At 68.7% G+C, this 13,024-nt stretch carries 11 protein-coding genes; 5 read left to right on the forward strand and 6 right to left on the reverse strand.

The features are described from left to right. Positions 1-78: 78 nt before the first annotated feature. Positions 79-1,116, forward strand: coding sequence for a glycosyltransferase family 1 protein (locus ITJ62_RS18015; RefSeq protein ID WP_228498766.1), 1,038 nt, complete (start codon positions 79-81; stop codon positions 1,114-1,116). A gap of 47 nt (positions 1,117-1,163) precedes the next feature. On the opposite strand, the gene ITJ62_RS18020 is transcribed toward ITJ62_RS18015, so the two are convergent. From ITJ62_RS18020 to gmd, 5 genes are all read right to left on the reverse strand, one after another. Continuing rightward, on the reverse strand, positions 1,164-3,683 hold the full coding sequence (locus ITJ62_RS18020) for a glycoside hydrolase family 65 protein (protein WP_137243373.1): 2,520 nt from the start codon (positions 3,681-3,683) through the stop codon (positions 1,164-1,166). Further along, positions 3,680-4,507, reverse strand: coding sequence for an HAD family phosphatase (locus ITJ62_RS18025; protein ID WP_194605404.1), 828 nt, complete (start codon positions 4,505-4,507; stop codon positions 3,680-3,682). The genes ITJ62_RS18020 and ITJ62_RS18025 overlap by 4 nt, the downstream gene beginning before the upstream one ends. Before the next feature lie 124 nt (positions 4,508-4,631). Beyond that, positions 4,632-5,819 (reverse strand): DegT/DnrJ/EryC1/StrS aminotransferase family protein, encoded by a 1,188-nt coding sequence (locus ITJ62_RS18030; RefSeq protein WP_194605100.1) that lies wholly within the window; start codon positions 5,817-5,819, stop codon positions 4,632-4,634. Continuing rightward, positions 5,816-6,751: an NAD-dependent epimerase/dehydratase family protein gene (locus ITJ62_RS18035; RefSeq protein WP_194605103.1), complete on the reverse strand. Its 936-nt coding sequence runs from the start codon at positions 6,749-6,751 to the stop codon at positions 5,816-5,818. The genes ITJ62_RS18030 and ITJ62_RS18035 overlap by 4 nt, the downstream gene beginning before the upstream one ends. A gap of 5 nt (positions 6,752-6,756) precedes the next feature. Further along, positions 6,757-7,821 (reverse strand): GDP-mannose 4,6-dehydratase, encoded by a 1,065-nt coding sequence (gmd, locus tag ITJ62_RS18040; protein WP_064295204.1) that lies wholly within the window; start codon positions 7,819-7,821, stop codon positions 6,757-6,759. Positions 7,822-7,895: 74 nt separating this feature from the next. On the opposite strand from gmd, the gene ITJ62_RS18045 reads away from it, so the two are divergent. The 3 genes from ITJ62_RS18045 to ITJ62_RS18055 are packed head-to-tail and all read left to right on the forward strand — an operon-like array spanning position 7,896 to position 9,953. Further along, positions 7,896-8,777: a glycosyltransferase gene (locus ITJ62_RS18045; RefSeq protein WP_194605106.1), complete on the forward strand. Its 882-nt coding sequence runs from the start codon at positions 7,896-7,898 to the stop codon at positions 8,775-8,777. A 49-nt stretch (positions 8,778-8,826) separates the two neighbouring features. Continuing rightward, complete coding sequence (locus ITJ62_RS18050) at positions 8,827-9,564, forward strand: glycosyltransferase family 2 protein (RefSeq protein WP_194605108.1); 738 nt, start codon at positions 8,827-8,829, stop codon at positions 9,562-9,564. Next, positions 9,561-9,953 (forward strand): DUF2304 domain-containing protein, encoded by a 393-nt coding sequence (locus ITJ62_RS18055; protein ID WP_228498768.1) that lies wholly within the window; start codon positions 9,561-9,563, stop codon positions 9,951-9,953. Before ITJ62_RS18050 ends, ITJ62_RS18055 begins: the two co-directional genes overlap by 4 nt. 39 nt (positions 9,954-9,992) lie before the next feature. Here the strand turns inward: ITJ62_RS18055 and ITJ62_RS18060 are convergent, their stop codons facing one another. Further along, on the reverse strand, positions 9,993-11,237 hold the full coding sequence (locus ITJ62_RS18060) for a hypothetical protein (protein WP_228498770.1): 1,245 nt from the start codon (positions 11,235-11,237) through the stop codon (positions 9,993-9,995). 205 nt (positions 11,238-11,442) lie between these two features. Here ITJ62_RS18060 and ITJ62_RS18065 point away from each other — a divergent pair, with 205 nt between their 5' ends. Further along, complete coding sequence (locus tag ITJ62_RS18065) at positions 11,443-13,023, forward strand: DUF2142 domain-containing protein (protein WP_194605116.1); 1,581 nt, start codon at positions 11,443-11,445, stop codon at positions 13,021-13,023. Position 13,024 lies beyond the last annotated feature (1 nt).

Genomic DNA, 13,024 nt, shown 5'->3' on the forward strand with positions numbered 1-13,024 from the left:
ACCGCCCCACTGGTATCCTCGTGCCTTATGCCCCGCGTAGCCGTCGACCTCCTCTCGTACACCGGAACGAAAGGCGGTATGGAGACATACGCGCGCGAGCTGTACCGCGAGATCGGCCGACTCGGCAGTGAATTCGAGTTCGTCGGACTCGCCAGCAAAGAGGGATACCAGCTCGACCGTTCCTGGTTCCCCGGGGACATGATCGACACCGGTATCAGCGGCGAGAACCGCTTCCGGTGGGCGATCGGCGAGCTCTGGTCGATCGGTCGCATCGCGAAGCGTCACCGTGCGGATCTGTTGCACTGCCCGGCTCTGCTCGGTCCTGCCCGGAGCAGCATGCCCACCGTGATCTCCATGCACGACATGCTCTACTGGAGCCAGCCCCAGATGATGAGCACCCCGGCATTCACGGAACCCGTGAAGTTCATGGAGCGCCTGGGTGCACGGAACGCCAGCCGGATGATCACCATCAGTGAGGTGTCCCGGCGCGAGATCATCACCTACCTCGGCTTCCCGGCAGACCGCATCGACCTCATCCCCCTCGCCGGAACCGCCCTGCCGATGGGCGAACGACGACCGGACAAGGAGCGCCCCTTCATCCTGGCGACGGGCAACCGGCGACCGCACAAGAACTGGGCTGGTCTCATCAGGGCGTTGCCGCTCGTTGACGAGGCGATCCGCCCTCGGGTGGTCATCACCGGCAGCCACGGCGAGGACCCTCTGCGCGCCGTCGTCGACGAGGTCGGCATGCACGACTGGGTCGAGCTGCGATCCTGGTTGACCAGCGAGGAACTCGGTCACCTCTACGAGACCGCGACCGCGCTCGCCATGCCGTCGTTCCACGACGGCTTCAGCCTGCCCGCCCTCGAGGCCATGATGGCGGGCCTCCCCGTGCTCATCTCCGACATCCCCGTGTACCGGGAGGTCGCCGGCGATGCGGCCGAGTACTTCGATCCCCATTCGCTCGAGTCGATCGCCACTGCCATGACGACGGCGGTCAGTGACCCCGCACGGATGGCCGAACTCGCCGATCAGGGCAGGGAACGCGCCAAGCAGTTCTCCTGGGAACGCGTGGCGACACGCACACTCGAGACCTTCTGGACCACGCTCGCCTGACACGGCCGCGGCTGGACGACGGGCCACCGCCATCCAGCCGCGTCGCCTTACTCCGACTGCGGCTGGATGACCGGGATGGACTCGGTGTCGGCCGGGCCGAGCGCGATGGTCGGCATCGAGACGGTGATGAGTGAGCCGTCGGCACGGCGGCTGCCCTCGATGTCGCTCGCGCTCGGCTCGCCGACGAGGTGCGGACCCTGGTTGTCGAGCGGCACGGTGACCGTCGTCCCCGCCTCGACGAGCACGTTGCCACCCCCGACGACGAACGAGGCGGAATCGCCCTCCTCGACGGTGAACCGCATCTCGGTGCGCCGGACGGAGATGCGCACCCGAGTGCCCTTGACGGTGAGCCGGAAGGTGATGCCCTGCCAGTCGACCGGCAGACGCGGCGAGAAGGAGATCACGCCGCCGTGGTCGCGCATCCCGGCGAAGCCGAGCACGAGCGCACTCCACACGCCACCGGTGGAGGCGACGTGCACGCCGTCCGGGGTGTTGCGGTGCAGGTTCGCGAGGTCGACGAACAGCGCCGACCAGAAGTACTTGAGCGCGAGCCGCTGGTACCCGACCTCGGCGGCGATGATCGACTGCACGACCGCCGACAGGGTCGAGTCGCCCGTCGTCAGCGGATCGTAGTAGTCGAAGTCGGCGAGCTTCTCCTCGTCGGTGAAGTGGTCGCCCTGCAGGAGCAGCGCCAGCACGACGTCCGCCTGCTTGAGCACCTGGAACCGGTAGATGACGAGCGGGTGGAAGTGCAGGAGCAGCGGGAGGTGCTCAGGAGGGGTGTGATCGAGGTCCCACAGCTCCTTCTCGAGGAACTGGGCGTCCTGCGGGTGGATGCCGAGCCGCTTGTCGAAGGGGATGTGCATGTGCTCGGCGGCACGCTGCCACTCGCGGACCTCGGCGTCGTCGAGCGACAGCCGCGTGACCAGGCGTTCGAAGGAGGCCGGATCGTCCTCGCGGAGGCGCTCCACGGCCTCGACGGCCGACAGCAGGTTAGACCGCGCCATGACGTTCGTGTAGAGGTTGTCGTTCACGACGGTCGTGTACTCGTCGGGCCCGGTGACCCCGTAGATGTGGAACGAGTCCTTGCCGTTCGCACGCCAGAAGCCCAGGTCGGCCCACATGCGCGCCGTCTCGACGAAGATGTCGACGGCTCCGCGGGCGAGGAAGTCCTCATCCCCCGTCGCCGCGACGTACTGCCGCAGCGCGTAGGAGATGTCGGCGTCGATGTGGTACTGCGCCGTGCCGGCCGCGTAGTACGCGGACGACTCGAGCCCGTTGATCGTGCGCCACGGGAACAGGGCACCGTGCTGGTTGAGCTCGGTCGCGCGGGAGCGGGCGGCGTCGAGCATGTTCTGACGGAACCGGAGGGCGTTCCGCGCGACGAGCGGCGCCGTGTAGCTGAGGAACGGGAGGACGTAGACCTCGGTGTCCCAGAAGTAGTGGCCGCCGTACCCGGAGCCGGACACGCCCTTCGCCGCGACACCGCCGCCGTCCGTGCGTGCGGACGCCTGCGCCAGCTGGAAGAGGTTCCAACGCGTCGCCTGCTGGATCGCCGGCTGTCCGTGGACCTCGACGTCGGAGCGCGCCCAGAAGTCCTCGAGCCACAGCTCCTGGTTGCGGATCGCCGATTCGATGCCGTTCTCAGCGGAACGGTCGAGCGTGCGGGCACAGCGGTCGGCGAGTTCCTTCGGAGGGACGGCGTTGGACGTGTGGTAGCTGATGATCTTCGTGAGCTTCGTGGGCACACCCGCGCGACCGCGGATCGTGTACACGTGCTTCGCGAGGTCGGCCTCGATGTGCGTCGAGACCTCGTACTCGTTCTCGGTCTCGATCGTGTGGTCGGCGCCGGCCACGATCGTCATCCCGGAGTTCGTCGTCTGGTAACCGAGCATGGCGCGCGGACCGTCGATGAGCTTGTACCGCGGCTGCAGCACCCGCTCGGTGAGGGACTCCGCCTTGCGCGGGTCACCCATCCCCGGCTCGGGTGCGTTCGTGAGGTAGTCGTCCTGACGGTCCTGCCGGTTGATGATCTGGCTGGAGAGCACGAGCGAGGCGTCCGCGTCGAGCAACGTGACCTCGTAGTCGAGGACCGCGAGATGGCGATCGGTGAAGGACACCATGCGACGGGAGCGGATGTGGACCCGCTTGCCCGACGGCGTCCGCCATTCGAGTTCACGGCTGAGGACACCGGTCTTGAAGTCGAGGCGACGCTCGAAGCTCAGGAGGTCGGCGTCGTTGAGGATCAGCGGCTCGTCGTCGACGTAGAGGCGGACGACCTTCGTGTCGGGTGCGTTGACGATCGTCTGACCGACGCGGGCGAAGCCGAACGCCTCCTCGGCGTGACGGATCGGCCAGGTCTCGTGGAACCCGTTGATGAACGTCCCGTGGACGTGGCCGTCGCGGCCCTCCTCGACGTTGCCGCGGAAACCGAGGTAGCCGTTGCCGAGCGCGAACAGGGTCTCGGTCGTGCCCTCGTCGTCCGCGTCGACATGGGTCTCGACGAGCGCCCAGTCGTCGAGCGGGAACCGGTGACGGTCGAGCGGGTCGCTGGTGATGTGGTTCATGCCTGGTCCTCGGAGGAGTCGTGGGGTGCCGTGGGGGTCTGGGAGTCGGCCGGATCGTCCGGCCCGGCTGTTCGCGAGGTCGACCGCAGCGGTTCGACGAGGTCGGCGAGGTCGTCGACCACGATGTCGGCACCCGCATCGATGAGCGCCTGGTGCCCGATGCCGCGGTCGACGCCGAGCACGAGACCGAAGTCGCCACGTCGACCGGCCTCGACCCCGGAGTGCGCGTCCTCGACGACGACGCATTCAGACGGCGCGTAACCGAGCAGACGACCGGCCTCGACGTAGGTGTCCGGCGCGGGCTTGCCGGCGATCCCCTCGCGCGCGGCGACGACGCCGTCCATCACAACCGGGAACCGCTCACGGAGCCCTGCCGCTCGGAGGACGACCTCGGCGTTCTTGGAACTCGACACCACGGCGACCTCGAGCCCTGCCTGCTCGACCGTGTCGAGGAAGGTCGACGATCCCGGGTACGCGGCGATGCCGTCCGCTTCCAGGACGGCCGTGAACACCGAGTTCTTCCGGTTGCCGAGACCGCACACGGTCTCCAGCTCAGGCGCGTCGGTCGGTGAACCCTCGGGGAGCGTGATGCCGCGTGACGCGAGCATCGCGCGCACCCCGTCGTACCGAGGTTTGCCGTCGATGTACTGGAAGTAGTCGGCGTCGGTGTACGGCTCGGTGATCCCGTGGGCGAGGAGCTCGTCGGTGAAGAGCTTCGCCCAGGCGTGCATGTGGATCTCGGCGGTCGGGGTGATGACGCCGTCGAGGTCGAACAGCACCGCCCGGCAGCCGAGGAGCCGCGCGGCCGCCTCGTCGAGGGTCAGGACGTCGTTCGATGGCGCGTTGATCGGCTGAGTCACGGTGCACGGTCCTCGTCGGTTTGGGGGAAGAGGTGGACAGTGGAACGGAAGCTGCTGCGGACCGGTGGGGCGGCCGCGCAGACCCAGCCTAGGAGAGTTTGGCCACGACGTCGTACACGCGGTCGATACCGGCGTGGACCGGGAAGTGGTGGTTGCCGACGAACAGCCCGTCCTCGTGGATCTTGTCGGCGGCGGGGAGTTCGGCCGGGACCTTCGCGTCGAGGTACTTCATGACCGGGTTCTTCGTGAAGTTGCCCGCCACGATGGGCCGTGACTCGATCCCAGCGGCAGCGAACGCCTGCACGACCTCCTTGCGTCGGCCTGCGAGCGCGCCTTCGAGCACGAGGGAGAAGCCGAACCAGCTGCTCTCGCCCTGCTCGCGCTGGATGCGCACGGAATCGAGGTCGGCGAAGCGTTCCGTCCAGTACACGGCGTTCTCCCGACGACCCGCGATGAGCTGTGGGACCTTCTGGATCTGCTCGATGCCGATCGCGCCGGACATCTCGAGCGGACGGACGTTGTAACCGGGAAGGACGAACCGGAAGAGGTCGTCCCACTCGTCGCCCGACTTGTCGTGGACGGCGTTCTTCTCGGGGAGTCCACGGGTCCAGCCGTGGGCCCGCAGCGAGATGAGCATCTGCGCCGTGGCCTCGTCGTCCGTCAGGATCATCCCGCCCTCCATCGTCGAGATGTGGTGGGAGAAGAAGGCGCTGAACGTGCCCATCGCTCCGACCGTTCCGGCGAACCGACCGTCGTCCTTCGCGCCGAGCGACTCGCAGTTGTCCTCCAGCAGGAGGAGACCGTGACGTTCGGCGAGTGCCGTGAGCGCCGCGAAGTCGTTCGGGTTGCCGAGGAGGTTGACCGCGAAGATCGCCTTGGTGCGCGGGGTGATGGCGGCCTCGGCGAGCGACAGGTCCAGGTTGAGGGTGTCGACGTCGATGTCGACGAAGCTCGGGATGAGGCCGTACTGCTGAAGCGGGTAGTAGGTGGTGGCCCACGACACGGCGGGCACCAAGACCTCGTCGCCCGCCTGCAGGTCGACCCGGTCGTCGAGGACGGCTGCGGCGATCGCGAGGAGGTTCGCGCTCGACCCGGAGTTGACCATGACGCCGAACCCGGCGCCGAATGCACTGGCGAAATCGCGCTCGAACTGCGCGACGAGCGGGCCCATGGTGAAGCGGCCGCTGTCGACGACGCGCTGGATCGCGGCGTACTCCGCGGCATCCCAGGAGGAGGTGGCGAGGGGGAAACCGGAGTCGAAGGTGTCGTCGGTCATGCTGTCTGTGGCTCCTGAGCTGCGAGGTAGGCGTGGTAGCTCGCGGCGACGCCGGCCGCGAGCGGGGTGGTGGGGTTCCAGCCGAGCGCACGGGCGGCGGCCGAATCGAGCAGGCGCTGGTGCACGCCGGAAGGCTTGGTGGCGTCGTACCGGAAGTGACCGGTGAAGCCGGCGGCGCGACCGGCTGCTTCGTAGTACTCGGTGATGCTGTGGTCGACACCCGGCCCGAGGTTGAGCGTGACGGGCCATGCGTCGAGTGAGCCGAGCTGCGTGACGAGCCACGCCGCGAGGTCGGGCGTGTAGGTGAATTCGCGTCGGGCGGTGCCGTCGCCCCAGACCTCGACCTCATCGGAGCCGCTCGTCACGGCGGCGTGCACCTTGCCGAGGGCGGCGGCGATGAGGTGCGCCTGACCGTGGGTGTAGTCGTCGCCCGGGCCGTAGAGGTTCGACGGCACTGCTGCGCGATACGCGAACCCGTACTGCCGACTCGCGTACTCGCAGAGCTTCGTCCCGGCGATCTTCGCGAGCGCATATCCCTCGTTCGCGCCCTCCAGCGTGCCGCTGAGGAGCGCGTCCTCACCGATCGGCTGTGGGAGCCCCTCGGGGTAGATCGCCGCGCTCGACACATAGAGCAGCTCGGGGACACCGACGTCGATCGCGCCTCGGATGACCGAGGTGTCGATCATGAGGTTGTCGAGCAGGAAGTCGGTGGGGCGCTGCAGCTTCGCCTGGATGCCGGCGACCTTCGCTGCGGTGTGCACGATCGCGTCCGGCGCCGTCCGACCGATGAGGGCTGCGACGGCGGCGCGATCGGTGAGGTCGGCGTCCGAGCGCGTCGCCACGATCAGCTCGTCGGCGGCGCGGAGCGTGGGCCAGACCTCGGCGATGCTCGAACCGAGCATGCCGGCACCACCCGTGAGGAGGACGCGCACCGCGCCTAGACCTCCGCGGTGTCGATGTAGGGCTTGCCCGACGCCTCGAGCTCGGCGACGTCGGAGTCGACCATGATCTGCGCGAGGCGCGGTGGCAGCACCTTCGGGGTCCAGCCGAGGACCGACTCGGCCTTCGCGTAGTCGCCGATCAGCGCGTCGACCTCGGTGGGACGGAGGTAGCGCTCATCGAACTTGACGTACTTCTCCCAGTCGAGGTCGAGCCGCTCGAAGGAGAACTGGAGGAAGTCCTTGACCGTGTACGCGGTGTTGGTGGCGAGGACGAAGTCGGTCGGTTCGTCGGCCTGCAGCATCCGCCACATGCCCTCGACGTAGTCGGGCGCGTAGCCCCAGTCACGGACGGCGTCGAGGTTGCCCATGTACAGGAAGTCCTGCTGGCCGGCGGCGATGCGCGCGGCGGCACGGGTGATCTTGCGGGTCACGAAGGTGCCACCACGTCGCGGCGACTCGTGGTTGAAGAGGATGCCGTTGACCGCGAACATGCCGTAGGCCTCACGGTAGTTCCGGGTGATCCAGTAGGAGTAGACCTTCGCGACGCCATAGGGCGAACGCGGGTAGAACGGAGTCTCCTCGTTCTGCGGCGGCGGCGTCGCACCGAACATCTCGGAGCTCGAGGCCTGGTAGAAGCGGCAGTGGAGACCGATCTGGCGGATGGCCTCGAGGAGTCGGACCGTCCCGATGCCGGTCGTGTCGCCCGTGTACTCCGGCTCGTCGAAGCTGACCCGCACGTGCGACTGGGCGGCGAGGTTGTAGACCTCGTCGGGCTGGATCTCGGCGAGCAGCGTCGCCAGGCGCGAGCCGTCGGCCAGGTCGGCAAAGTGCAACTGGAGCCTGGGCGAACCGTCGTGGGTCGCCTCGGGGTCGTAGATGTGGTCGATCCGGCCGGTGTTGAAGGTGGACGCGCGCCGCACGAAGCCGTGCACCTCGTACCCCTTCGACAGCAGGAGTTCTGCGAGGTAGCTGCCGTCCTGGCCGGTGATACCGGTGATGACGGCCTTCTTGGTGGTGACGCCTGTCGTGGCCGGGGCCGCCGGGGCTGATGTCTCAGTCATGGAAGACCACTCTACCCGGGCCGTGGTCCCGTTCGGGCTGCCCTCCCCGTCCGGAAGCTTGCTACCGTACCGGGGTGACGCTCGACATCATGATGCCTTTCTACGGCCGCTTCGACCACTTCCGCACAGCGGTGCTGAGCGTGCTCGCGCAGACCGATCCGGACTGGCGGTTGGTCGTGGTCGACGACGTCTATCCGGACACGGCACCGGGCGAGTGGCTGCAGTCGCTCGGCGACGATCGCATCGTGTACCTCCGCAATGAACGCAACCTCGGGGTGAGCGGCAACTTCGACCGCTGCATCGAACTCGTGACGGCGGAACGGTGTGTCCTCATGGGGTGCGACGACGAGCTCCTCCCGGAGTACGTGGCGCGGATGGCGACCGTCGCGGCGCGATTCCCCGACGTCGACCTCATCCAGCCCGGTGTCGAAGTGATCGACGAGACCGGACAGGTCGTCCGACCACTGGGCGACCGGATCAAGGCGATCCTCCGACCCGCCGCACCCGAGCCGGTCCAGCTCGCCGGCGAGCGACTCACGGCCAGTCTGCTCCGCGGCAACTGGGCGTACTTCCCGTCCGTGTGCTGGCGGGTCGAGTCGGTTCGGCGCTTCGGGTTCCGGGCCGATCTGCACGTGGTCCAGGATCTCGCCCTGATGATGGAGATCTTCCGCGCCGGCGGCACCCTCGTGCTCGACGACACCACGGTCTTCCGGTATCGCCGACACAGCGGGAGTGTGTCCTCCTACACCGCCGTGGACGGCAAGCGCTTCCAACAGGAGCGCACGGTGTTCGCGGAGGAGGCCGCCCGACAGGCGGCACTCGGCTGGAACCGGGCATCTCGAGTCGCCCGGGCGCACATCACCTCACGGCTCAACGCGGCCCTGCAACTCCCCAAGGCAGCGCTCGCCCGGGACACAGCGGGACTGCGCATCCTGCTCCGGCACACCTTCGCCTGATCAGCCCGTCGCACGGATCGACCGAGCTCTCCCTGAGTAGGATTGCCTCATGCCGCACCAGCTCGAACGCACGCTCATCGTCATGCCGGCGCTCAACGAGGAGGCGTCCGTCGCCGCCGTGGTGCGCGAGGTCCAGGACAAGCTGCCGGGTGTCGCGATCCTCGTCGTGAACGACGGCTCGACCGATGACACCACCGTCCAGGCGAGGTCCGCGGGCGCCGTCGTGGCCGAGCTACCGTTCAACCTCGGTGTCGGCGGCGCGATGCGGGTCGGCTTCAAGTACGCCCTCGAGCATGGGTACCGCAACGTCGTGCAGGTCGATTCGGACGGGCAGCACGACCCGGCAGGCGTCCTGCAGCTCCTCGATGAACTGGCGACCGCCGACCTCGTCCTCGGCGCACGGTTCGCGGGTGCAGGCAACTACGAGGTGCGAGGACCACGCAAGTGGGCGATGGTCGTGCTCTCCGGCGTCCTCAGCCGCGTCGCGCGGACGAGGCTCACCGACACGACGAGCGGCTTCCGCGCGACGGGACCTCGGGCGGTCCGGCTCTTCGCCGAGCACTACCCGGCCGAATACCTCGGTGACACGATCGAATCGCTCGTGATCGCCGCACGCGCCGGGTGCGTCATCCGCCAGGTGCCCGTGGCCATGCGGCCCCGCGCTGGCGGCACTCCGTCGCACAACCCGTTCAAAGCCGCGACCTACCTGGCCCGTGCCGGTCTCGCGCTCGTGTTCGCGCTCATCCGACCGCCGGTCGCGCTGCAAGGAGAGGTGGTGACCGCATGATGCCCCTCGGCACCTACATCCTGGGCATCGTCGCCGCCCTGTTCACGCTCGGGGTCGTCATCGAGATGCTCCGACGCCGCAGGATGCGTGAGCGCCACGCCGTGTGGTGGCTCGTCGCCGGCTCCCTCGCGCTCATCATCGGTGTCTTCCCCCAGGTGCTCGCCGGTGTCGCCGTCGCGATCGGCGTGGAGATCCCGACGAACCTCGTGTTCTTCGTGAGCATCCTGGTCCTCTTCCTCGTGAGCATCCAACACAGTTCGGAGCTCACCACGCTCGAGCAGCGGAGTCGCACGCTCGCCGAGGAGAGCGCCCTGCAGGATCTGCGGATCACCGATCTGGAACGCCGACTCGCCGACGGCGCACAGGGCGAGGGCCACGGCACCGCCTGACCACTGCAGCGCCTGACACCGGCAGCGTCTGAGCGCCCCTCAGGAAGCGACCGGGCGTCCGCGCAGGAGTCCGGCCACGTGCACGACGAGCCCGGCGACCGGTCCGACCGTGAGCGCCAGGAGCGTCCGCTCGTGGAGGCCGAGCGGAAGCAGGAGCGTGGCGACCATCGCGAGCGCGGCGACGATCCATCCCGCCGCGAAGGCGGTGTGCTGCGACCGTGAGAGCGTCGCGGACCCGGTCACGCACAGCGCGCCGACGAGCCCGGCCGTTGCGACGAGCAGCCCGATCGTCCCGCCCGCGAGGACGTCGGAGCGCCCGAACACGACGGAGAGCGCCCACGGACCGAGCCACCACGCGAGCAAACCCAGCACCCCCGCCGCCACGATGACGAGGACGACCATCCGGAGGACCCATCCGAGCACGGCGTCCGCGTGCGAACGGAACACGATGACGAGGTAACTCTGCAGCGCCAGGACGACGATGACGATGGGCGCCCGGGTCAGCGTGATGGCGTAGGTGAGCGATCCGAAGGCGTTCGGCGAGACGGTGTCACCCGTGGCCTGGATGACGAGGGGAAGCCCGCTCACCATCACACCGGTCGCGGCGGAGGCGACCACCGTCCGCAGCACGTTCCAGCTGAGGGCCGTCGGACCGACGTCGATGCCGAAGCGGCCGACCACCCCGCGACGGACGAACGGCCAGAGGATGAGCGGCGTCAGCACGAACGGCGCGGCGACACCCCAGGCGAGCAGCGTCGTGTCGTCGGTCACCAGGAGGAGTCCACCGACGATCACGAACCGCAGGAGCCCGTCGACGATCGTCAGCGCTGCAACCGAGGTCCAGAGTGAGAGGCCGTAGAGGACGCCGGCCGTCGCAGCCACGATCACGTAGGCGGCGAGTCCGATGACGAGCTGCGGGACCAGTGCCCAGCCGTCGTCGGGGAAGACAGCCCCGACCCACAGCCATGCGGTCGCGGCGACGAGTGCGGCAGCGACTGCGGACGCGGCGAGGGCGAAGTTCCGGACGACGGGCGCGCGGGGCGAGGTCTCGACCGTGCCCGAGACCGGATGTGTCGCCCGGGCCACCTCCTGTTGCACCCCGGAGAGGGCGCTGACCAGGAGGTAGAGCGCAGACCAGAAGACGGAGAACGGCGCGTACGCCGCCGTTCCGAGCGCCGCCCCGGTCACGATCTGCAGCAGGTAGCCCGCGCCGCCGCCGACGGCGGTCGCGACGAGGATGAGGACGGCGCCGTTGGGTCCGCGACGCACGGCGTCGGCGGGCATGGCGCTACCGGGAGCCGACACGCCGGTCCTCGACGGGAGGGTGCAGAACGAGAGGCACGGAGTGGGATCCTTCGCTTGGGACGGACGACATTCGATGGTACCGCCGCACCGGCCGCCGCCCAGGTCGGCGGGTAGACTGACGCAGCAGACCAGACCGAACGCGCGGCCAGATGCAGCGCGTGCACCCTGATTGGACCAGCCGCCCATGGCCTCAGCCCCATCCGTCCCACCGATCGACGACCGGGAACGGGGGGCACGCCCGGCTGGTGGCCTCGTCCGCCGGTTCCTCATCGTGTTCGCGTTCGCGTGGATCGTCTGCACGGCGATCACGAGCGCCTGGGCGCTGACGACCCCGCTCGCGGCAGCACCCGACGAGCCGGCGCACATCGTCAAGGCCGCTTCGGTGGCACGCGGGCAGCTCGTCGGACCCTCGACACCGAAGGGCAACGTCGTGCAGGTGCCGTCGTACATCGCCTGGACCAACAATCAGACCTGCACCGCCTTCACCGAGACGGTCACGGCGGACTGCGTCACACAGGTGCCGGGCGACCCGACCACCCTCGTCGACATCACCACCACGGCCGGACTCTACAACCCGCTGTACTACGTGCTCGTCGGCTGGCCGTCGCTCGTCTTCGACGATTCGACCGGCATCTTCGCCATGCGTGTCATGAGCGCACTGGTCTGTTCGTTCTTCCTCGCCGTGGCCTTCGCGCTCATCGCCACCTGGCGCCATCGCGCCCTGCCCGTCATCGCGTTCCTGACCGCGGCGACACCGGTCACCCTGTTCCTGGCAGGGACCATCAACCCGAACGGACTCGAGGTCACCGCGATGATGGCGGCCGTCGTCGGGCTGCTGACGATCACCACGAGACAGTCCGCGGCCCCGTTGTGGCTCCCCTTGAGCGCTCTCGTGGTCGGCGGCGTCTTCGCAGCCAACACGCGTGGCCTGTCGCCGCTGTGGCTCGCGATGGCCATCGCAGCGGCACTCGTGCTGCTGCCCGGTCGGGATCTCCTCGCGCTGCTGAAGCGCCGTTCGGTGCAGGTGACGATCGTGTTGGTCGCGCTCGGTACGGCCGCCGCGGCGGCGTGGCTGCTCGGATCGAACTCCCTCGCGATGGCCGTCGACCCCAACGCGCCCCCTCCCCCGTACCCGCACGTCGGCGACGCGCCCATCGTCGGGGTCGCGGTCATCCTCGATCTCACCTTCTACTACGCGGCACAGATGATCGGTGAATTCGGCTGGCTCGACACGCCCGCCCCCGACGCGGTGTTCTTCATCTGGCCGGCCGTCATCGGCCTGCTCCTCCTCGGCGCCGGTGTCCTCCTCCGCGGGCGTCGACTGGTCGTCGCGGTGCTGCTCATGGCGGCCGTCGTCTTCGTCCCCGCGCTCCTCCAGGGCGTGTGGGTGACGTCGGGCGGCATCATCTGGCAGGGCCGGTATACGCTGCCGCTGTTCGCGCTGCTCCTCCTGACGATCGGCGCGTTGCTCGCGGAGCACGGGTCGAAGCTCGAGCGTTCGGTCCGACGACGCCTCATCGTGATCCTGATCGCCGCGCTCGGGTTCGCGCAGTTCCTCAGCTACATCGGGGCGCTCCGTCGCTACAGCATCGGCGACACCGGGGGCAGCTGGCTCGCGATGATCACCCGGCCGGAATGGGCGCCTCCGGGTGGCATGACGCTCTGGCTCGTCATCGGCGTCGTCACGATCGGTGCAGCCTGCGTCGGCGCCGCCCGGGTCGCGCTGCGCATGCCGAGCGAGGATGAGCTCGTGACCGCGCGCTGAC

Source organism: Plantibacter sp. VKM Ac-2876, from assembly GCF_015350715.1.
Classification (GTDB): domain Bacteria; phylum Actinomycetota; class Actinomycetes; order Actinomycetales; family Microbacteriaceae; genus Plantibacter; species Plantibacter auratus.

Bases quoted from the DNA above. Each gene is read 5' to 3' on its own strand.
- gmd (WP_064295204.1), bottom strand. From the start codon at position 7,821: ATGACTGAGACATCAGCCCCGGCGGCCCCGGCCACGACAGGCGTCACC.
- ITJ62_RS18015 (WP_228498766.1), top strand. From the start codon at position 79: ATGGAGACATACGCGCGCGAGCTGTACCGCGAGATCGGCCGACTCGGC.
- ITJ62_RS18030 (WP_194605100.1), bottom strand. From the start codon at position 5,819: ATGACCGACGACACCTTCGACTCCGGTTTCCCCCTCGCCACCTCCTCC.
- ITJ62_RS18060 (WP_228498770.1), bottom strand. From the start codon at position 11,237: ATGCCCGCCGACGCCGTGCGTCGCGGACCCAACGGCGCCGTCCTCATC.
- ITJ62_RS18020 (WP_137243373.1), bottom strand. From the start codon at position 3,683: ATGAACCACATCACCAGCGACCCGCTCGACCGTCACCGGTTCCCGCTC.
- ITJ62_RS18050 (WP_194605108.1), top strand. From the start codon at position 8,827: ATGCCGCACCAGCTCGAACGCACGCTCATCGTCATGCCGGCGCTCAAC.
- ITJ62_RS18055 (WP_228498768.1), top strand. From the start codon at position 9,561: ATGATGCCCCTCGGCACCTACATCCTGGGCATCGTCGCCGCCCTGTTC.
- ITJ62_RS18065 (WP_194605116.1), top strand. From the start codon at position 11,443: ATGGCCTCAGCCCCATCCGTCCCACCGATCGACGACCGGGAACGGGGG.